This window comes from Snodgrassella sp. CFCC 13594 (genome assembly GCF_001590725.1).
GTDB lineage: Bacteria > Pseudomonadota > Gammaproteobacteria > Burkholderiales > Neisseriaceae > Snodgrassella.
Genome location: NZ_LQXR01000012.1, coordinates 25,214 through 45,298, shown reverse-complemented (window position 1 = coordinate 45,298; position 20,085 = coordinate 25,214). Strand labels below are relative to the sequence as shown.

Annotated in this window: 17 protein-coding genes and 2 pseudogenes; 15 read left to right on the top strand and 4 right to left on the bottom strand. The window is 48.6% G+C overall.

Going from position 1 to position 20,085, the window contains the following annotated elements; genetic code table 11:
- The first annotated feature begins 6 nt into the window (after positions 1–6).
- The 3 genes from A2F46_RS08105 to accD all read left to right on the top strand — a co-directional run bounded on the left by A2F46_RS08105 (position 7) and on the right by accD (position 3,209).
- Positions 7–1,368 (top strand): PFL family protein, encoded by a 1,362-nt coding sequence (locus tag A2F46_RS08105; protein ID WP_066569036.1) that lies wholly within the window; start codon positions 7–9, stop codon positions 1,366–1,368.
- A 122-nt stretch (positions 1,369–1,490) separates the two neighbouring features.
- Complete coding sequence (trpA, locus tag A2F46_RS08100) at positions 1,491–2,279, top strand: tryptophan synthase subunit alpha (RefSeq protein WP_066569033.1); 789 nt, start codon at positions 1,491–1,493, stop codon at positions 2,277–2,279.
- Between the two features lie 60 nt (positions 2,280–2,339).
- Positions 2,340–3,209, top strand: coding sequence for an acetyl-CoA carboxylase, carboxyltransferase subunit beta (gene accD / locus A2F46_RS08095; protein WP_066569030.1), 870 nt, complete (start codon positions 2,340–2,342; stop codon positions 3,207–3,209).
- 159 nt (positions 3,210–3,368) lie between these two features.
- On the opposite strand, the gene A2F46_RS08090 is transcribed toward accD, so the two are convergent.
- Positions 3,369–4,169 carry a BPSS1780 family membrane protein gene (locus A2F46_RS08090; protein WP_066569027.1) on the bottom strand — a complete coding sequence of 267 codons (801 nt, stop codon included), beginning with the start codon at positions 4,167–4,169 and terminating at the stop codon, positions 3,369–3,371.
- Between the two features lie 245 nt (positions 4,170–4,414).
- Here A2F46_RS08090 and A2F46_RS08085 point away from each other — a divergent pair, with 245 nt between their 5' ends.
- A complete protein-coding gene (locus tag A2F46_RS08085; protein WP_066569024.1) occupies positions 4,415–4,651 on the top strand; it encodes a hypothetical protein in 237 nt (78 codons plus the stop codon).
- A 78-nt stretch (positions 4,652–4,729) separates the two neighbouring features.
- Here the strand turns inward: A2F46_RS08085 and A2F46_RS08080 are convergent, their stop codons facing one another.
- Both A2F46_RS08080 and A2F46_RS08075 read right to left on the bottom strand, forming a co-directional pair.
- Positions 4,730–4,978: a GlsB/YeaQ/YmgE family stress response membrane protein gene (locus A2F46_RS08080; RefSeq protein ID WP_066569022.1), complete on the bottom strand. Its 249-nt coding sequence runs from the start codon at positions 4,976–4,978 to the stop codon at positions 4,730–4,732.
- A 291-nt stretch (positions 4,979–5,269) separates the two neighbouring features.
- On the bottom strand, positions 5,270–5,497 hold the full coding sequence (locus A2F46_RS08075) for a YdcH family protein (protein WP_066569021.1): 228 nt from the start codon (positions 5,495–5,497) through the stop codon (positions 5,270–5,272).
- 221 nt (positions 5,498–5,718) lie between these two features.
- Here A2F46_RS08075 and A2F46_RS08070 point away from each other — a divergent pair, with 221 nt between their 5' ends.
- The 11 genes and pseudogenes from A2F46_RS08070 (at position 5,719) to A2F46_RS08020 (ending at position 15,910) form a co-directional block, all read left to right on the top strand.
- Positions 5,719–6,309, top strand: coding sequence for a LemA family protein (locus tag A2F46_RS08070; protein ID WP_066569016.1), 591 nt, complete (start codon positions 5,719–5,721; stop codon positions 6,307–6,309).
- 69 nt (positions 6,310–6,378) lie between these two features.
- Positions 6,379–6,702 carry a YnfA family protein gene (locus tag A2F46_RS08065; protein WP_066569013.1) on the top strand — a complete coding sequence of 108 codons (324 nt, stop codon included), beginning with the start codon at positions 6,379–6,381 and terminating at the stop codon, positions 6,700–6,702.
- A 7-nt stretch (positions 6,703–6,709) separates the two neighbouring features.
- Complete coding sequence (locus A2F46_RS08060; protein WP_231867750.1) at positions 6,710–7,675, top strand: YgcG family protein; 966 nt, start codon at positions 6,710–6,712, stop codon at positions 7,673–7,675.
- Entirely contained in the window at positions 7,668–8,081 is a 414-nt protein-coding gene (locus tag A2F46_RS08055; protein WP_231867749.1) for a TPM domain-containing protein, read from the top strand. Before A2F46_RS08060 ends, A2F46_RS08055 begins: the two co-directional genes overlap by 8 nt.
- A gap of 270 nt (positions 8,082–8,351) precedes the next feature.
- On the top strand, positions 8,352–8,915 hold the full coding sequence (locus A2F46_RS08050) for a hypothetical protein (protein WP_156471603.1): 564 nt from the start codon (positions 8,352–8,354) through the stop codon (positions 8,913–8,915).
- Positions 8,916–9,181: 266 nt separating this feature from the next.
- Positions 9,182–10,695 (top strand): annotated as a pseudogene (mqo, locus tag A2F46_RS08045) (malate dehydrogenase (quinone)).
- A gap of 143 nt (positions 10,696–10,838) precedes the next feature.
- The gene (locus A2F46_RS08040) at positions 10,839–11,351 is read left to right on the top strand and encodes a hypothetical protein (protein ID WP_066568998.1); all 513 of its coding nucleotides are present in this window, start codon (positions 10,839–10,841) and stop codon (positions 11,349–11,351) included.
- 122 nt (positions 11,352–11,473) lie between these two features.
- Positions 11,474–12,238 carry a GNAT family N-acetyltransferase gene (locus tag A2F46_RS08035; RefSeq protein WP_066568996.1) on the top strand — a complete coding sequence of 255 codons (765 nt, stop codon included), beginning with the start codon at positions 11,474–11,476 and terminating at the stop codon, positions 12,236–12,238.
- Positions 12,231–13,079, top strand: coding sequence for a 1-acyl-sn-glycerol-3-phosphate acyltransferase (locus A2F46_RS08030; protein ID WP_066568993.1), 849 nt, complete (start codon positions 12,231–12,233; stop codon positions 13,077–13,079). Before A2F46_RS08035 ends, A2F46_RS08030 begins: the two co-directional genes overlap by 8 nt.
- A gap of 122 nt (positions 13,080–13,201) precedes the next feature.
- Positions 13,202–14,053: a basic amino acid ABC transporter substrate-binding protein gene (locus A2F46_RS08025; RefSeq protein ID WP_066568990.1), complete on the top strand. Its 852-nt coding sequence runs from the start codon at positions 13,202–13,204 to the stop codon at positions 14,051–14,053.
- Between the two features lie 171 nt (positions 14,054–14,224).
- Complete coding sequence (locus tag A2F46_RS08020; RefSeq protein WP_066568987.1) at positions 14,225–15,910, top strand: glutamine--tRNA ligase/YqeY domain fusion protein; 1,686 nt, start codon at positions 14,225–14,227, stop codon at positions 15,908–15,910.
- 65 nt (positions 15,911–15,975) lie between these two features.
- Here A2F46_RS08020 and A2F46_RS08015 read toward each other — a convergent pair.
- Positions 15,976–19,805, bottom strand: a pseudogene (locus A2F46_RS08015) (DUF3683 domain-containing protein).
- Positions 19,806–20,085: the final 280 nt, after the last annotated feature.

The window sequence follows — 20,085 nt, the reverse complement described above, 5'->3', positions numbered from 1 at the left end:
ATCAACATGGCATTCTCTATTCAGAATAACGAGATTCTCGAAACCATTCGCATGGTGGCCGATCAACATTTTGATGTGCGCACGATTACCATCGGTATTGATCTCCATGACTGCATTGATGCCGATATTCATCGGCTCAACCAAAAAATCTACGACAAAATAACCCATGTGGGCCGGGATTTGGTGTCGACGGCGGCGCATTTGTCGGCCAAATATGGCGTGCCGATTGTGAACCAGCGCATTGCAGTCACCCCGATTGCACAAATTGGCGCAGCGACGGGCGCCGATTCCTATGTGTCCATCGCGCAAACGCTGGATAAGGCCGCCAAGGCTATTGGCGTATCGTTTATCGGTGGTTTTTCAGCGTTGGTGCACAAGGGCATGAGTGCTGCAGATCGAGTATTGATTGACTCCATTCCTGAGGCATTGGCTTGTACCGATATTGTGTGTAGCTCAGTCAATATTGGTTCTACCCGCGCCGGTATCAATATGGACGCGGTGAAGTTGATGGGCGAAACCATCAAACGTACTGCCGATTTGACACCAGAGGGATTCGGTTGTGCCAAATTGGTGGTGTTTTGCAATGCAGTAGAAGACAACCCGTTTATGGCGGGCGCATTTCATGGAGCGGGCGAAGCGGGCTGTGTGATTAATGTGGGGGTATCTGGGCCTGGGGTGGTGAAGGCCGCACTGGAAAATTCGGGTGCGCAAACACTCACTGAAGTTGCTGAAGTAGTGAAAAAAACGGCCTTTAAAATTACCCGAGTGGGTGAGCTGATTGGACATGAAGCCAGCCAGATGTTGGGCATCCCTTTTGGTATTTTGGACTTGTCATTGGCACCCACGCCTGCGGTTGGAGATAGTGTGGCGCGCATTCTTGAGGCCATGGGTTTGAGCGTGTGTGGTACTCACGGCACCACAGCGGCGCTGGCACTGTTGAATGACGCGGTCAAAAAAGGCGGGATGATGGCTTCCAGTGCAGTGGGTGGATTGAGTGGCGCATTCATTCCTGTATCGGAAGATGAGGGCATGATTGCGGCTGCTGAATCAGGGGTGCTGACTTTAGATAAATTGGAAGCGATGACGGCGGTGTGTTCCGTGGGCCTGGACATGATTGCGGTACCCGGGCACACGCCAGCCAGTACGCTTTCCGGCATCATTGCCGATGAGGCTGCGATTGGTTTGATTAACAGCAAAACGACGGCTGTGCGCGTGATCCCCGTGACCGGAAAAGACGTGGGGGATACGGTGGAGTTTGGCGGTCTGTTGGGTTACGCACCAGTGATGCCGGTGAAATCTGGTTCGTGCGAGGTGTTTGTGAATCGAGGCGGGCGTATTCCGGCTCCGGTGCAATCCATGAAAAATTAATTCTTCAGGAATAAGCGGTGCGTTTGCGCACTTATTGTGATGGGGAACGTGTTATGATTTCAGGCAGCCTGCGACCTTGGCAAACAATGCTGTAGGCTGCCTGAAACAGTAAAGAAAGAATCATGAGCAGAATTCAATCCACTTTTCAAACACTCAATGGCCAAACCGCTTTGGTGTCTTACATTACTTGTGGCGACCCTGATGTGGCCACTACCTTGGCGTTGATGCACACCTTGGCTGGCAATGGTACCGACATCATTGAATTGGGCGTGCCTTTTTCCGACCCGATGGCTGATGGGCCTGTTATTCAGGCCGCAGTTGAACGTGCACTCAAGCACAATGTGAGCTTGGACGATGTGTTGGCGGTGGTGGCACAGTTTCGTGAGACCAATGCCACCACCCCGGTGGTATTGATGGGCTATTTGAATCCCGTCTACCATATGGGTTATGACGTGTTTGCCGAAGCAGCCGCCAAAGCGGGTGTGGACGGTGTATTAACGGTAGATTGCCCCGCAGAAACCATTGATGAATTGCACCAGCAATTGCAACAGCAAGGTTTGGATTGTATTTTCCTGATAGCGCCCACCACCACTGATGACCGCATACGCACCATCGCCGCTAAAGCCAGTGGTTTTGTGTATTATGTATCGCTCAAAGGCGTCACCGGCTCTGCACGGTTGGATACTGCCGAGGTTTCACGTAAAATCCAGCATTTGCGTCAATGGATACAATTACCCATAGGGGTAGGTTTTGGCATCAAAGATGCCGAAAGCGCGCGCCAAGTAGGGGCTGTTGCCGATGCGGTTATCGTAGGTAGCCGTATTGTTCAGGCCATTGACAGCCATCCTGGCCAAGAAACAGCCGCAGTGGCGCCAGTGGTGGCAGAACTCAAACACGCCATTACCGATTAAGCCATACGCACTCAAATTCTTCAGGTAGCCGCGGCTACCTGAATCACGGAGGAAGCAGCCATGAGCTGGCTAGATAAAATATTACCGCCAAAAATCAAAAAAGAAGATGCCAGTAAATCTGGTGTACCAGAAGGTTTATGGCAAAAGTGCCCATCGTGTGCCGCCACACTGTATGCCACGGACCTAACCAAAAATATGGAAGTCTGTCCTAAATGCGGCCACCACAATCCTATCGGTGCACGCGAACGCTTGGATTTGCTGTTGGATGAGGGCGTTTGCGAGGAAATCGGTGCAGATGTTAAACCTGTAGATATTTTGAAATTTCGAGACAATAAAAAATACACCGATCGTTTGAGTGCGGCGCGTAAGCTCACACATGAAGAAGATGCCTTAGTGGTGCAACGCGGCACCATTAATGGCGTACCAGCAGTGGTGGCAGCATTTGAATTTCGGTTTATTGGCGGCTCCATGGGTTCTGTTGTGGGTGAACGGTTTGTGCGGGGTGTGCGCGAGGCAGTGGCACACAATGCGGCGTTTGTGTGTGTGGCGGCTTCTGGCGGTGCACGCATGCAGGAAGGCTTGACTTCTTTGATGCAAATGGCCAAAACCAGTGCTTCATTGCATTTATTGGATGATCATGGTTTGCCGTTTGTGTCTGTGCTCACTGATCCCACCATGGGCGGGGTCTCCGCAAGTTTTGCTTTTTTAGGGGATGTGGTGCTGGCTGAGCCAGGGGCTTTGATTGGTTTTGCTGGCCCGCGCGTGATTGAGCAAACTGTGCGAGAAACTTTACCAGAAGGTTTTCAACGCGCAGAGTTCTTGTTGGAAAAAGGTGCAGTAGACCAAATTGTGGATCGGCGTATGTTAAAGAATCGCTTAGCACAATTGATTACATTGCTACGTCGAGAGGATGCGCCCAGCGCTGCGTAATATTCGGTGAGTTGGGTTGTAAGATAGAGTGGGATATGTATATCTGGCTATTGCTTTCAAGCAACTTTAAATAACAAAAAAGCACACGTTATCGTGTGCTTTTTTGTTATTGGCCTCGGTGCGTTCCCTAGCCCAATGGGCAGGCAGTGTTTGCCAGCTTTAAGCTTCGCGATAAAACAAGTCGCGGTAGATCGTGAATGGCAACAGCAACATCATTGGGCCCACCACCAAAAAGCCGAGTCCCAACGGAATCATCGCAACCACACACAAAACGATTGATAACAAGACGCAGAATAAGGCGCCGACAAGATTTCGGCCAAAAGCCTGTAAGCTTAGTTTTATGGCTTGAAGCACTGGTTCGCTTTCCAAGACAATCAACGTGGGTGCTAGGAAAAAGGCAATACTGAGAATCAATGTGCCAATGATGAAAAGCACAACGATACTCAGCCCCATGCCCGCGCCAACCATGGTGGCCAATTCTTGCTCGGTATCTCCTGAGCCGAGCAGCAGTGCGCTGCTGCCGCCTGTGAAGGCAAATATCAAAGCAAAAAGCGCAATAAACAAAACCAGATACAATAAGCCCAGTAGCAGCAGCGATTTTAAATTGATTTGGAATCCGGCAAACACATCGCCCAGTTCAAATGCGCCTTCAGTACGAATTTTTTCGCCAGCGTAAACAAAGCCAGCTTGCAAAATAAAAGCGATGAAAATCTGCGCGATGAAGCCAATAAAAGGAATAAATTGCAATGCTATGGTGATGGCCAAATAAATCACAAACGCCAAAATCCACATGCCGGGTTGCTGCTTAAATAACAACCAAGTATCACCTATCCATTGTGTGGCATGGCTGGCTGGCATGCCGCGCGGCTCGCCCAAATAGTCGTCATCTGAAGCATCATCGATGAGCAGCGTGGCATTAGTAGGCGGCGTGTATTGCTGGCGAAAGTCATGATCATCCATAAAGGCTCCCTTATATTGAAAAAGTAATACCGAGCAATGCGCTTGGTTATGCCGTCTGCTTAAATGCTCAGGCTGGGCCTAATTTAACACAAATGGCCATATCCGTTAAATGCCCAGTCAAAGGCTTGGTTCAGTAAGAAAGCGTATTTTCATTGAGCCGCAAAACGATACGGAAATTGTCACAATTCTGTGGGTGGATTGTGTTTATAATGGCGATATGAAAGGGTAATTGGGAAGCCAGCTCGGTGAAGAAAAAAATCAAGAAAAAACTGGCGCAAAATGAGCAAATTTTGCATGAAACCTATCAAGCTTTTCTGAGCGAAGGTGGGGATGAGCCGGTGTTTTTGTATTGTTCGCCCAAGGCGTTTGAATGGATTGCACCATTGTGTGAAACCCATGGGAAAAAGAAAAAGATGAAATACCTATATGAAGATGCAGAAATTGTGGTGGATAAAGCTGTCACGGGTTTTCGTTTTGAGTGAAACAAAAACAAAGAAAGTATGGTTGCCAATGTAAACAGCCCGGCCATAATAAACCGGGCTATTTTGTGGCTGTCTGGGTTATTTTTTAAGTTTGCGATACACAAACAAAACCACCAATGCACCAATTACAGCCACCACAAAGCTGCCGAAATTAAAACCGTCAACTTTGCCAAAGCCGAATAAAGTGCTGATCCAACCACCAACCACGGCGCCCACGATGCCCAAAATAATGGTTACAAAAAAACCACCGCCATCTTTACCCGGCATAATCCATTTTGCCAAAATACCAGCAATTAAACCAAAAATAACCCAAGAAAGAATACCCATTTGCTTGTCTCCATATTGATGGTGTTAAGGGAACGGTGTTCATACTGCCAGCATGTGGGCAAGCAGGCAAGTGTTGGTGACGTTGGTGTTAGGATATAGCACCGTATCTTAGGCTATTGATACGCTGATCAACATTCATTGCTGGGTTAAAAGTGTTTTGGCTGTGTTCTGTGATGGTATCGATGCATGAATCACACGCTCTACACGTAATGACAGGGAGTCGACACGTTATTGATATGCAAAACAAAACCGAACCCAGAAGGCTCGGTCATGATAAGGCGAAAAACAGTATTATTTGCCTTCTTTTTCAGCGGCTTCTTTTAAAATAACGTGCATTTCATCTTTCAAGCGTAACTTTTCGCGCTTCAATTCATCCAACTCATCCAAGTTTCCGGTTACGGGGTTATTGGTTAATCCGGTGATCTTATCATCCAATTTGTTGTGGGCATCAAACAAGCGTGCAAAACGGGTGTCTTCCACTTTCAGTTTGGCGATTAAGTCGCGGTATTCTGGAAACATAGCAACATCCTTAAAAGAGGGAATCAAAATACGTCGTTTGGCATGTGCCAACGACCACTCAATATCGTGAATTGATTATACCTTAAGCCTTGCCGCCCTGCTTGGCTGTTTTACCAGCACCCGAATCGGCTCGGCATGAATCATGCTAAACTAATCAATAAGCAAGACGTGAATGGCAGGGTTGGCCTGCTGAATTTTATGTGAATGAGGGAGGGCGTGTGATGTTTCGTCGATTTTTGGCTGTGATGGCTGTTTTTGTGCTGACTTTGGGTGTGAGTGGTTGTGGCTACAATACCTTGCAAACACAAGATGAGGCCGCCAATGCTGCTTGGTCTGAGGTTTTAAATCAGTATCAGCGTCGCGCCGATTTGATTCCTAATTTGGTGAATACGGTCAAGGGTTATGCCAAACATGAAGAGCAGGTGTTGACGGAGGTAACCAATGCACGCTCCAAGGTGGGCAGTGTCAATATGACTCAGTCTGATGCCACTGATGAGACCAAAATGAAGCAGTTTTCTCAAGCACAAGGTGAGTTGAGTAGCGCATTAAGTCGTTTGTTGGTGGTGACAGAAAACTACCCCAATCTCAAAGCTGATCAGAATTTTCGCGACTTACAAGCGCAATTAGAAGGCACGGAAAACCGTATCGCGCTGGCTCGAAACCGCTATATTCAAGCTGTTCAGACGTATAACACGTCAGTGCGCACATTTCCCAATAACTTAACTGCCAAAATGTTTGGCTTGCATGTGCGCCCAAATTTTCAACCGGAAAATGAAGCGGCGGTGAAACAAGCGCCTAAGGTTGAATTTTAATTTTTTGTTTTCTGGTAGTCAGCCCAGTAGCAGAGTGAGGTTGCCTGAAAATCATCGCATGGGGATAGGATGAAAACGCTGTTGTTGTTTGCGCTGACCGCTGTGTGTGAAATAGCAGGGTGTTATCTGCCTTGGTTGTGGTTGAAACAACAAGCCAGCGTGTGGGTATTGCTGCCTGCGGCGCTGAGTTTGGCTGCATTTGTGTGGTTGCTTACATTGCACCCGCAGGCAGCGGCACGCACTTATGCAGCCTATGGCGGCGTGTATATTGTGGTGGCTTTGTTGTGGTTGCGCTGGGTTGAAGGTATACGGCTACAATGGACCGACGGCCTGGGTGCATTTTTATGCTTGATGGGGATGGCGGTGATTGTATTGGTGCCACGTGGCAGTTAGGAGTGTTATGCAGCGTTGCTGGCAATATGCGTTAACTGTATTACTCAGTGTGTTCGTGAGTATGTTTGCGTGGGCTAACGATGTGCAGCCAATCCCGGCGCTGACTGCGCCAGTGATGGATACCGCGCATATGTTGCAGCCAGAGCAGCGCGCTACTTTGAACCAGCAACTGACGGCATATGCACGGGAGCATGGCAGTCAAATTGTGGTGTTGACTGTGCCTACCATTGCCCCTGAAACGCCATTTGATTACAGCACCCGAGTGATGGATAGCTGGAAGCTTGGTCGTCAAAATGTGGACGATGGGGTGTTGCTGCTGCTGGTGCGCGATGAACGGAAAACTCATCTGGCGGTGGGGCGAGGCTTAGAAGGCGCTATTCCAGATGTGTACGCAAAGCGGATTTTGCAGGATGTATTGCGCCCTTATTTGCAACAAGGACAAACCGATGCAGGCATAGAACAGGCTGTTTTGCAGATTGAAAAACTCATTGCGGGAGAGCAATTGCCGGCTGCAAGCCAGGCCTCTGATGGCGATGATGCGCTGTCGGCAGTGCCAATTTTATTGCTGCTGGTGCTCGTGGGCGGCGGCCTACTCAAAGGCTTATTTGGGCGTGTGGTTGGCAGTGGTCTGACCGGTGGCTTGGTATTGGTGGCTGGCTTGGTGTTTGGCTGGGCATTGCTATTGTGCTTGTTGGCTGCCTTTGTGGCTTGTGTATTGACTTTTGTATTGGGCAGTCAAGCTTTTATTGGCGGCGGTGGCGGATCAGCCATTGGGGTGGTGGCGGTTTCGGTGGTGGCTTGGGTTCGGGTGGTGGCTTCAGTGGTGGTGGCGGTGGTTTTGGCGGTGGTGGTGCTTCGGGGGATTGGTGATGAAGAAATGCAATGTGTGGCAACGGCTATGGCAGCACTGGCTGCATCCGCGTTGGTGCGTGGCACGCCACTTCCCGCCTGTACAATTACGCGCATTGAGTGAAGATATTGGTCGTTCTGAAACCCGCCATGTCGGGCAAATTCGATTTGTGATTGAGTCAAATATGGATATGGCGGCAGTGTGGCATCGAGTGACGCCGCGTGCGCGTGCTTGGCAATGGTTTAGTGAATTGGGGGTGTGGGATACACAACACAATAGTGGTGTTTTGGTGTATGTGTCTTTTGCTGATCACCGAGTGGAAATTGTGGCTGATCGGGGTATCACTGAGCATGTTGCCGATGCGGTGTGGCAATCGGTGTGTGATGCCATGCTGCAGTCTTTCAAGCATGGCGACTTTATTGGCGGTTTAAATGTGGGATTGGGACAGATTACTGATATTTTGGTGCAAGCGTTTCCCCGTGTGGACGCGAACGCCAATGAGTTAACCAATGAGGTGCTATTGAAATAATCCCCTTCGTGTTGGTTAAACATGGTTTTGCTGTTTTAGGCCGCCTTTTCAGGCAGCCTTATATTTTGTTTGGATTGGCCGGTCCAGCAGTGTTCAATGTCCGTTTTGTGATTCTATTATTGTTTGGTGGGCTGACTGGCTGATAGCGCATCGACGCATGATGTCCAGTAGCTGTGCCCAATCCATCATTGTTTTCAAAATACCGTCGTGTTGGCTGTGTTTTCTGGCTTTGGATTACAATGGCAGCTTGAATCTCAACAGAGAGTGTTCGTGACTCATTTTTATTTGGCCATCCGCCCGCGTTTGACTATCTTGCTTTGGTTTGTGGCTTTGGGCGCCAGCTTGTATGGAATAGTGCATTTTAGCGTAACGTATTGGCGGGTGCGCGAGGTGTTGCAATTTGGATCGTATAACCTCATCAATCATGCTGATCACCGGTGGGTAGGCGCTTTTCTCTTGGCATCCATATTGTTGGGCGTGTTGCCTGCGCTTATGGCTGGCTGCTTGGCGCTGTGGTTAAAAAACGCTCGGTTTTGGTGCACGGTGCTATTGAGCGCCTTATTGGCAGGTCTAGTGGCTGGTGTTCAAGCATGGTGGCTGGATGACCAAAATGTTGGGCTGTCTGTATTGTTGGGGATGTTGAGTATGGCTTGTGTTTGTTGGCCATTGCACCATCAGCTAAGGCCGGAAGCCCAAGCTTGGGTCGCAGGTTGGCGCGTTTTGTGCTTTATTTTGCTGTTGTTGTATGGGCCGCTGTTGTATTTTTATTTGAGTGAAGCACTACCGGTTTGGGGGCAAAATTTGAATAGTTGGATTAATGGTTATGGAGCATAAGGGTTGCATGATCGCCATGTTTTTATTTATTTTCAATGATTGATAAATCGCTGTATATTTGTGCATCGCACAAAATAAATCATGATATAAAATAATTATTTATCTAAATTTGACCGTTCTTTAATCATCCTGTATTGATGCGCAAGCGCTAAAGTGATTAAATGCAGATAATAGATGAATAATAGCAATGAAATGAATTATTTGTTCCATTTCCACTGGCTAACAATACGCCGTCTGAACGATTTTAATTTGAGATATTTGGTATCATGAACACGAAGTGTGACAGCTCATCGGATGTGGTGTTAATTGGCGCCGGCATCATGAGCGCTACTTTGGGTGCTTTTTTGAAAGAATTGCAGCCCGATTGGCGTATCCAGGTTTTTGAAAGGTTGCCTGAAGCAGCCAGCGAGAGTTCCAATGCTTGGAATAATGCTGGTACTGGGCATTCTGCTTTGTGTGAGCTGAATTACACGCCGCAGCAGGCCAATGGTCAGGTTGACGTCAGCAAAGCCATCAATATCATGGAGCAGTTTGAGGTATCCAAGCAATTTTGGGCTTCATTGGTGGATGCACAAAAATTGGGTAATCCCCAGCATTTTATTCGTAGTGTGCCGCACATGAGTGTGGTGAAAGGTGATGCCAATGTGGCATTTTTGAAAAAACGGTTTGAGGCTTTGCAGCAATACTGTTTGTTTCAAAATATGGTGTATTCCGAGAATACGCGCCAAATTGCTCAATGGGTACCTTGATGATGGCGGGCCGCGGCGCTGGTGACAAGTTGGCAGCTACTTACTGCAATTTAGGTACAGACGTGAATTTCGGCGAACTGAGCCGGGCCATGATGCGCTATTTGGTAGCGCAAGGTTGTGATGTTCAATTTGAACACGAGATTGTGGATTTGCGGCGGCTGCCTGATAAGCGTTGGTGTGTGGTGGTGAAAGATTTGACGACAGGGCAGCGTCGTAAAATCAGTGCCCGTTTTGTGTTTATTGGCGCAGGTGGTGGCGCGCTGCATTTGCTGCAAAAAAGTGGTATTCCGGAGAGTAAAGGTTTCGGTGGATTCCCTGTGTCTGGACAATGGTTGGTGTGCGACAACCCAGAGGTGGTGAGGCAACATCATGCCAAAGTCTATGGCAAAGCACCTTTGGGTGCCCCGCCTATGAGCGTACCGCATTTGGATAAACGGGTGATTGGCGGCAAAGAAGCGTTATTGTTTGGCCCATTTGCTGGGTTCACGACAAAGTTCTTGAAAAAAGGCTCTTACAGCGACTTATTCAAAACCATTCGTGGCAGCAATGTGCGCCCGATGTTGAAAGTGGGTTTTCATAATTTGGGTTTGGAACGCTATTTGATTCAGCAGGTTAAGTTATCACTGAATGACCGCATCACTCAATTACGCCGCTTTTATCCGGAAGCAAAAAAGGAAGACTGGCGTTTAGAAGTGGCAGGCAACCGCGTGCAAGTGATTCGCAAAGACCCGATTAAAGGGGGCACTTTGCAGTTTGGTACACAAATTGTGAAAGCCGCAGATGGCAGTTTATCGGCTTTGCTGGGTGCCTCTCCTGGTGCGTCAACATCGGTATCAGTCATGTTGGAATTGCTGGCTCAATGTTTTCCTGATTTGATGCGTAGCCAATGGCAGTCAAAATTACAGGCCTTGATTCCCAGTTATGGGCATCGCTTGGCGGCAGATCCCGCATTGGTGGGTGAAATTCGTGCATGGACATCAGCGAGTTTGCAACTCTCGGCTACGACAGAACAACAGCGAGTGGCGGGGTAGACGAAATAATTGATTCGAATCAGAGCCAAGCCTTGCTTGGCTTTTATTTTGGATGGTGATGCCTGAATGGCACACATGGTGATGTGACATTTTTCTTGAAAAACCATTGAGGCCCACTAGACAGTCAACAAAAGGAGTGAATCATGGATGGTGCAATGCCCATTTGGCTGCCGGCTGGGCTGCCTGAAAGTAATCTGGTGTGCTTAGATTTGGCTGATGATGTTTTGCGGGTGATGATGCATTCGCTGACGGGATGGCAGCAACACACCTTGCCTTTGGGCGCGCATACGTTAACGCAACGTTTTTTTTCAAATAATCCGGCCAGTGCTTACGCTTGGGAAATGGCGATTCAAACCGTTGAAGACGCCATCGCACCGATGCGAACGCTGATCATAGCGGACGCCGCATTGTGGATACGCCAGTCTGTTTTTGCGGCTTTACCAGGCGCCTTGCGCCCTGAGCAAGGGCCTGCGCAATTATCTTTGACTGTGATCGAGGCTGCTTTTAAATCCTTATCGGCCACGGCGGAAGGGTTACCGATGCCCCGAAACTTGCCTACTGAATCCGATTTCCCTGCACGATTGCTGCTGTTGCGCGAGTGGATGCATCACATGGGCTTTGTTAACGCATGGCTACCGCAACCTACGCTGCACTGAATTATGATATTAGGCGTGACCTCGGGGGTATGGGTAGCGAGAATTTGATTACGCATCTTAATTTTGTCATATTGGCTTTGTAAAGTAGGCATCCTGAGAACCTGTTAGAAGGAACCAAAGGGATGTTGAGCATACAAAGTCGCACCCAAGTCAGTATTCGTGGCAGCCGATTCAGTGTGAGTTTGGCGCACAGTGATCGCGAAGTGGCTGAAGCTCAGAGACTGCGTTATCGGGTCTTTGCTGAAGAAATGGGCGCCAATATCGTGGCGCAAGATGGTTTGGACGTGGATCATCATGATTCGTTTTGCCGCCATTTGATCGTGCGTGAGCACCAAGAGGATAGGGTCGTTGGGTGTTATCGCTTATTGACCGCGGAAGCAGCCCATGCCGCAGGTGGGTGGTATTCTGCCGGTGAGTTTGATCTGACTCGGTTACAACATGTTTTGCCACAAACCGTTGAATTGGGCCGAGCTTGTGTGCATGCCGATTTTCGCGGCGGCCCGGTGATTACCATGTTGTGGGCAGGGCTGATGCAGTTTATGCAGCAGACGCAACGCTCATACATGATGGGTTGCGGCAGTGTGAGTATGGCTGATGGTGGTCATTTTGCCGCGAGCTTGTTCCATCAGATTCAACAACAGCACTATGCACCTGCTGAGTACCGCGTATTCCCCAAAAATCCTTTACCTATTCATGCTTTGCAACAGGAATTGCCAGTAGATTGCCCTGCATTGATTAAGGGCTATTTGCGTGCTGGGGCCTATATTTGTGGGGAACCACACTGGGATGCTGATTTTCATTCGGCTGATATGCTGGTTATGTTGCCGCTTTCCCGTTTAAATGGCCGTTATGCTCGCCATTTTTCTACAGGCGCTTTGCATGAATGAAATCCGGTTGCTTTATCGCTTGATGCGTTTCGGTGCTCATTTATTATTGGGCTGCCTGAAAGTGGCTTTGCTATTTCCTTGGGCCAGTGTCGCCCAAAAAAAGCGATGGATACAACGATGGTCGCGCCAATTACTGGCCATTTGCGCCGTCGAATGCATTGTTGAGCATCACTCTGCAGGTATGAAAAAAATGGCTTCAGGCAACTTGCTGGTGGCCAATCATGTGTCATGGTTGGATGTGTTTGTGATTAATGCTTGGCAGCCGGTTGGTTTTGTATGCAAGGATGAGGTTGCGCAATGGCCGCTGATAGGTTGGTTGGTGGCCAGCACGGGCGGCTTGTTTTTACGGCGTGGTTCTCGTCAGGCTGCGCAGCACATGGCCGCACAAATGGCCCGCCAAATGAAAAAAGGACAGGGTGTGGCAGTTTTCCCAGAAGGCACTTCCAGTGAGGGGTTTGATGTATTGCCATTTAAATCGGCATTGTTTCAGGCCGCTATCGACGCCAAAACCCAGGTTCAACCGCTATCAATTCGATATACTGATGAAAATAGGCATTGGCGTGCGGCGGCCAGTTATGCCGCAGACACCACTTTATGGCAGTCGCTGCTGGCTTTATTGTGTCAGCGCCACAACGGTGTGACGTTGACACTGCTGCCTAATATAACAGCGGCCAGTATGACCAGGCAGGCTTTGGCTGAGGCCAGTTGGCAGGTGATTCAGGCTTCTGTGCGTTCGCCTCAAACCACGGATAAAATGGCTATAAATCCCCAACAGGCAGATGATGGCAACGAGACGACTGATTTGGCGTTGGCTTCATCGGCTAAATCAACGGTGTCATAATCCGCCCTTGGCCGCGAAGGTTTACTTACATCAGATTTTTTGTTATTTCTTGCAAGCATGGTCAGCCTGTGTATGATAAGCACCAGCTGGCAATCGCCATTCATATCTTGAGGGAGAAAAACATGTTGCAAGGAAAATGGTCTTATTCATTGGCTGCGATTGCAGCTGCATTGACATTGGGTGCATGTTCGGGTGAAAAAAGCGCGCCTGCGGCATCGGGCGCTTCTGCCGCCAGCACCGCTGCTGCAGGTAAAGCTTATGTGGTGGCTACTGATGCCACTTATGCACCCTTTGAATATGAAGAGAATGGGCAGATTGTCGGCTTCACTCGCGAGGTATTGGATGCCATCGCCGCTAAGCAAAATATCAAATTGCAGTTTAAAAATACGCCTTGGGAAGGTATTTTTGCAACGTTGAATACAGGCGATGCGGATATTGTGGCGTCCAGCGTCACCATCACAGATGAACGCAAACAAAGCATGGATTTTTCTGAGCCTTATTTTGAAGCCACGCAAATGATTGTGACTGGCGCTAAGGGCAGCAGTATTAAATCGTTTGCTGATTTAAAAGGGCATTTGGTGTCTGTACAAACAGGCACGACAGGGGATGAGGTGGTACAGAAATTATTGGGTAAAGAAAGTTCCAGTATCAAACGCTTTGAATCTATGCCGCTGGCTTTAAAAGAATTGCTCAATGGTGGCGTAGATGCGTCTGTGGGCGACAATGGGGTGGTACAAAATTTTGTTAACAACAATCCAGATGCTAAATTGCATACTATGGTTGATCCGGCATTCGAAAAAGAATTTTATGGCTTTGCAGTGAAAAAAGGCCGTAATGATGAATTACTGAAAACCCTGAATGATGGTATTGCGGCCATTAAAGCAGATGGTGAGTATGATAAAATTTATGCCAAGTATTTCAGTGGTAGTAAAGATGCTGCTGCAGCTTCCACGGCTTCAGCTGCCAGTAATTAAGGTAGGTTAACAGCAACAGCCTCTGCTTATTGCAGAGGCTGTTGTGTTTTCAGGCAGCCGATGTTGCAGAGCAAAATCAGGTATAATAAAAAACAGTTTGGCGGGCTAATTTAGGGGCAAAAATTTGCTTTAAAACCGTCAGCAATCGCTTACTCACTCAATCGACCGGTTATGTTAAACAAAGATCAATTCGCCGATAATCATTTCATTCGCACCATTATTGAAGAAGATTTGGCCAGCGGCAAATACGCCCGCATCCAAACGCGCTTTCCGCCTGAGCCAAATGGCTATCTACACATCGGCCATGCCAAATCCATTTGCTTGAATTTTGGCTTGGCTTACCTCTATGACGGCTTGTGCAATCTACGTTTTGATGACACCAATCCGGAAAAAGAATCCGAAGAATATGTGCGCGCCATTAAGGAAGATGTGCAATGGTTGGGTTTTCATTGGCATGAAGAACATTTCGCTTCTGATTATTTTGATCAGTTATACGCGTTTGCACTGCAATTGATTCGTGATGGTAAAGCGTATGTCGATGATTTAGATGCAGAAGAAATGCGCGAGTACCGTGGAACATTGACCCAAGCAGGCAAAAATAGCCCTTATCGTGAACGCAGTATTGACGAAAATTTAGATTTATTTGAACGCATGCGCACCGGTGAATTCCCCGATGGCAGTAAAACCTTGCGTTTGAAAATCGACATGGCCGCAGGCAACATCAATATGCGAGATCCTGTGATTTATCGCATCCGGCGTGTGCACCACCATCGTACCGGCGATAAATGGGTGATTTATCCCATGTATGATTTTACCCATGCGATTTCAGATGCATTAGAGCACATCACACATTCTTTGTGTACCTTGGAATTTGAAGCACATCGTCCTTTGTATGACTGGGTGGTGGACAACATTGCCATTGACAATCATCCACATCAGTATGAATTTTCACGTTTGGAATTGTTGTATTCCATTACCTCTAAACGTAAGCTCAATCAATTGGTTACTCAAGGTCATGTGCAAGGTTGGGATGATCCCCGCATGCCCACGATTTCCGGCATGCGTCGCCGAGGTTATACCCCAGAGGGTTTACGCCTGTTTGCCAAACGGGTTGGTATTTCCAAGAGTGAAAATGTGGTTGACATGGGTGTGTTGGAAAGTGCCATTCGAGAAGAGTTGGAGCATGCCGCACCACGCATGATTGCGGTGCTGAATCCGATTAAAGTGGAATTGGTCAATTATGACGAAGCCGCCACTGAAAGCCGCATGGCGCCATTTCACCCCAATCAGCCTGAAATGGGCGAGCGGATGATGCCGTTGAGCAAAACACTGTATATCGAAGCCAACGACTTTGCCATGGAGCCGCCGAAAGGGTGGCAACGGTTAACGCCAGGTGGTGAAGTGCGCTTGCGCTACAGCTACGTCATCAAATGTGAGGAAGTGGTGCAGGACAGCAGCGGTCGTGTGGTTTTGCTCAAGTGCCGAATTGATCACGATACGTTGGGCAAAAAACCAGAAGGTCGCAAAGTAAAAGGTGTTATCCATTGGCTTTCGACTGATCATGCTGTGTCGGCAACAGTGCGCTTATATGACCGCCTATTTACTGTAGAGCGCCCAGATGCTGTGCGTGGTGAAGATGGTCAATACCTTGATTTTACTGATTTTTTGAATGGCGATTCCATGACCGAAATTGATGCTTGGGTGGAACCTGTGGCCAAAACTTTGGCACCGGAAGCGCATTATCAATTTGAACGCTTGGGTTATTTTGTGACAGATCGCTATGATTACACTGCTGAAAAACCTGTATTTAACCGCACGGTGACCTTGCGCGATACGTGGCAGAATACCCATAAATAAGATTGTCTATTGACAAAAAAGGCTGCCTGAAACGTTCAGGCAGCCTTTTTATTTACCTAAACCAATTACAGCAACACCCTTTCAATGCCACCGTGGCTGGCTCTCTGGACAAATTCGTTTTGCCAGTTGTCACCCAAGATGTGTTTGGCCATCTCAATGACGATGTAGTCAGCTTTGATATCGGCATCATCTTCATAGCGACTCAAACCTTGCAAACATGCAGGACAGCTGGTGAGGATCTTTACCGGCTCACCTTGCGGCAGCTGCGCTTTGCCTTTTTCAATCTCTTCCAATTTACGGAATCGCACTTGGGTAGCGATGTCGGGCCGGCTCACGGCAAACATCCCTGATTCACCGCAGCACCGGTCACTCAATGGCACCGATTGGCCCATTAACTCATTCACAATTTTAATTGGTTGAGTGGTTTTCATAGGGCTGTGGCAGGGATCATGATACAGGTATTGGCGGCCCTCAATACCATCAAGCTTAATGCCTTTTTCCAGTAAAAATTCATGGATGTCGATGACGCGGCTACCGGGGAAAATTTTATCGAAGTGATAATCTGCCAGCTGGTCATAGCACGTTCCGCAGCTCACTACCACGGTTTTGATGTCGAGGTAATTCAGCGTGTTGGCCACTCGATGGAATAAAACCCGATTCTCCATGGTAATCTGGTCGCCTTTATCTTTGTTGCCGCCTGCAGTCTGAGGGTAGCCACAGCACAGATAGCCCGGTGGCAGCACGGTTTGCACGCCTGCATGCCACAGCATGGCTTGTGTGGCCAAGCCGATTTGGCTAAATAAGCGCTCCGAGCCGCAGCCTGGAAAATAAAAAACCGCTTCCGCTTCTTCGCCGATGGCGGGGTTGCGGATGATGGGCACGGTTTTGTCGTCTTCGATGTTTAAAAGTGCCCGAGCGGTTTTGATGGGCACATGCCGTGGAAGTGGTCGATTCACAAAGTGAATGACCTCTTCACGGATCTGCGGTTTGCCTAACGTTGCGCGTGGTGCTGCTTTTTGTTTTTTAATCAGACCCAAGCTGAAATACTTGCCCAGTTCATAACCCCAATTTTGCAATTTAAAGCCCATGCGCACCACACCTGCGCGCAAAGCTTTAATTGTATTGGGATCCGTCGCATTCAGAAAAGCCATGCCCATCGCTACCGTGGGGTTGAAGCGTTTTTTCCCGGTTTTGCGCAAATAATTGCGGATGGCCACGGTTACATCACCAAAATCAATATTCACCGGACAAGGTTTAACACAGCGGTGGCAGACCGTGCAGTGATCTGCTACATCATTGAGTTCGGTAAAATGTTTTAAAGATACGCCTCGACGCGTTTGTTCTTCATACAAAAAAGCTTCTGTTAATAAGCCCACCCCAAGAATTTTGTTGCGCGGGGAATAGAGTAAATTGGCTCGCGGTACATGAGTAGAACACACAGGTTTGCATTTACCACAACGCAAGCAATCTTTAACCGAATCAGCAATGGTACCCAAGTCGGATTGCTCCAGAATCAGTGATTCCACGCCCAAAAGCTCAAATGAAGGGGTATAGGCCATTTCCAGATTGGCGCCTGGCATGAGTTTGCCGCGATTAAAGCGTCCTTCTGGGTCGACCTGTTTTTTGTAGTCCCAATAAGGCTGCATTTCTTCCGCACTCAAAAACTCCAGCTTGGTAATGCCAATGCCATGTTCACCGGAAATGACGCCGTTGAGATGGCGAGCGAGTTTCATGATGCGGGCGACAGCCTGGTGTGCCGTTTGAAGCATGTCATAGTCGTCAGAATTGACGGGAATATTGGTGTGCACATTGCCATCACCGGCATGCATGTGCAAGGCCACAAATACCCGGCCGCGCACCACTTGGCCGTGGATTTTGGCCAGTTGCTGTAAAATCAGGGTATCGGTTTTGCCGCTGAAAATTTCAGACAACGGCTTCATGATGTCGCGCTTCACTGATACGCGCAAACGGAAATCGCGCATGGCAATGAAACAGGAATGCTCGCCAGCAGGCGCATCATCTTCCAATTTTTGCGGAAACTCATGCAAGTATTCGGTGAGCGGGGCATCCAGATGGGTCAGCAGCCAGCGCCAACGTTCCTCAATTTGACGCACATAATCCAGGGCATGTTGTTTGCGCGAACCCAGCAATTCTTTGCTGGAGAGGTCAGTATCCAGCTTGTCGACAGGCAGCTTGGTTTGCAAATAATCAATCAAAGCATCGCACAGGGCCAGCTTGTTTTGAATGGACAATTCAATGTTGATGCGCTCAATGCCGTCAGAATATTCACCCAGTCGCTCTAACGGGATGACCACATCTTCATTGATTTTGAACGCATTGGTGTGTTTGGCGATGGCAGCAGTGCGTGAGCGATCGAGCCAGAATGTTTTGCGCGCTTCTGGGGTCACTGCGATAAAGCCTCGCCATCTCGGGCATTGGCTAGGCGTACAATGTGGGCAGCGGCTGCCTGAACAGCAGCTTCATCATCAGACACGATGTCTGCCAGCAATACCATTTTGGGGCGCCCTTTGCCTGCTGCTTTGGTGGCATAGCCAACTGCACGGACATAGCGCCAATCCAAGTGCTCTAAACCCGCCAGTTGAACGCTTTCATGGCCCAGTAAATAATCGCGCACCTCTACAATGGCAGGGGTGGCATTGGCCACGGTGCCAAAAAACTCCATACAGACGGTACGGGTAAATTTTGGCATGCGGTGTAAGACAAACGCCACACTGGTAATGATGCCGTCTGTGCCTTCTTTTTGTACACCGGGTACCCCTGCAAGAAATTTATCCGTGACATCTTTTCCCAAGCCTACTTTGCGAAAACGGTGGCCTTCAATTTCGAGTCGTTGGGTATGAACAATATTTTTTCCGTCTTGGTCTAGCGTATGTACATCGAATACTGCGGTTTTTTCATCGTGAATCTTGCCGAAATTGTGGCGAACCCGCTCAATTTTCAACCATTCGCCTTGTGGATTAACCATTTTCCACCAAGCCAGATTGTCTAATGCAGTGCCCCACAATACGGCTTTTTTCCCGCCCGCATTCATGGCCACATTACCACCTACGCAGCAGGCATCGGCGGAAGTGGGGTCCACTGCAAATACCCATCCAGCTGCGGCTGCGGCTTCCTCTACTCGGCGGGTAACCACGCCAGCACCGCAAGCAATCACAGGACGAGAGCCGGTTAGTTCTGGTAGTTGAACCAACTGGACGCCGCTGTGTCGATCCAATTTTTCAGTATTGATGACGGCACTCATGGCATCCAGCGGGATGGCACCACCGGTGTAACCGGTACCACCGCCGCGCGGAATGATGGTGAGTTCCAGCTCAATTAAAGCGCGCACCAATGGCGCCACTTCATCTTCATGATCAGGATTGAGTACCACAAATGGGTATTCAACACGCCAGTCAGTGGCATCGGTTACATGGCTCACTCGTGCCAGACCGTCAAACTGGATGTTGTCTTTATGTGTAATTTTGCTTAAGCGCTTGAATACTTGCTCGCGTTTGTTGCGTGTGATGGCGAAGCTTTCATCAAAGGTGGTGACTGCTTTTTCGGCGGCCTGAAGCAAAATCAGTACTTGCTCATTATTATCTCGTCGTTTTTGAATTTCACTGAGGCGATGGCGCATCTCGCGCACCAGAGCCAGTTGGCGATGCTTATGCTCAAGTAAGTCATCGATTAGGTATGGGTTACGAATCACAGCCCAAATATCACCCAGTACTTCAAACAACATGCGTGCCGAACGGCCTGTGCGTCGCTGTCCGCGTAAGTCCTGTAACACGGACCAAGCGTCGGTGCCCAATAGGCGGATGACAATTTCGCGATCGGAAAAAGAGGTGTAATTATAGGGGATTTCGCGTATGCGTTGTGCGGGATGGCTGCTCATGCGTGTTCCATTCGCGCTCTGGCGGCGCTGATTTCTTTGAGAAAAGGGGATTTATTTTAGCCCAATTACGATAAAAACCACAGCCAATTTGTGCAAAGCACCAATGAAATGATACAAGGCGTGTATATAAACGCGGTGTGGTTGCGTTTTTGGTGTTGTTTTGTCGGCATAGGCAATTCAGGCAGCCTGAGTCATCACTCGTCATGGGCGCGCGCCATTTCGTGCTAAACGTCGTGCTTACAATCGTTCTCATGTAGTTTAATGACGTTCTTCCATATAT

What these genes read in the sequence shown, in the direction of transcription:
- A2F46_RS08090 (WP_066569027.1), bottom strand. Translation starts at nt 4,169, where the DNA reads ATGGATGATCATGACTTTCGCCAGCAATACACGCCGCCTACTAATGCC.
- A2F46_RS08080 (WP_066569022.1), bottom strand. Translation starts at nt 4,978, where the DNA reads ATGGGTATTCTTTCTTGGGTTATTTTTGGTTTAATTGCTGGTATTTTG.
- A2F46_RS08060 (WP_231867750.1), top strand. Translation starts at nt 6,710, where the DNA reads ATGCAGCGTTGCTGGCAATATGCGTTAACTGTATTACTCAGTGTGTTC.
- A2F46_RS08025 (WP_066568990.1), top strand. Translation starts at nt 13,202, where the DNA reads ATGTTGCAAGGAAAATGGTCTTATTCATTGGCTGCGATTGCAGCTGCA.
- A2F46_RS08020 (WP_066568987.1), top strand. Translation starts at nt 14,225, where the DNA reads ATGTTAAACAAAGATCAATTCGCCGATAATCATTTCATTCGCACCATT.
- A2F46_RS08030 (WP_066568993.1), top strand. Translation starts at nt 12,231, where the DNA reads ATGAATGAAATCCGGTTGCTTTATCGCTTGATGCGTTTCGGTGCTCAT.
- A2F46_RS08040 (WP_066568998.1), top strand. Translation starts at nt 10,839, where the DNA reads ATGGATGGTGCAATGCCCATTTGGCTGCCGGCTGGGCTGCCTGAAAGT.
- A2F46_RS08070 (WP_066569016.1), top strand. Translation starts at nt 5,719, where the DNA reads ATGTTTCGTCGATTTTTGGCTGTGATGGCTGTTTTTGTGCTGACTTTG.
- trpA (WP_066569033.1), top strand. Translation starts at nt 1,491, where the DNA reads ATGAGCAGAATTCAATCCACTTTTCAAACACTCAATGGCCAAACCGCT.
- A2F46_RS08035 (WP_066568996.1), top strand. Translation starts at nt 11,474, where the DNA reads ATGTTGAGCATACAAAGTCGCACCCAAGTCAGTATTCGTGGCAGCCGA.
- A2F46_RS08065 (WP_066569013.1), top strand. Translation starts at nt 6,379, where the DNA reads ATGAAAACGCTGTTGTTGTTTGCGCTGACCGCTGTGTGTGAAATAGCA.
- accD (WP_066569030.1), top strand. Translation starts at nt 2,340, where the DNA reads ATGAGCTGGCTAGATAAAATATTACCGCCAAAAATCAAAAAAGAAGAT.
- A2F46_RS08105 (WP_066569036.1), top strand. Translation starts at nt 7, where the DNA reads ATGGCATTCTCTATTCAGAATAACGAGATTCTCGAAACCATTCGCATG.
- A2F46_RS08075 (WP_066569021.1), bottom strand. Translation starts at nt 5,497, where the DNA reads ATGTTTCCAGAATACCGCGACTTAATCGCCAAACTGAAAGTGGAAGAC.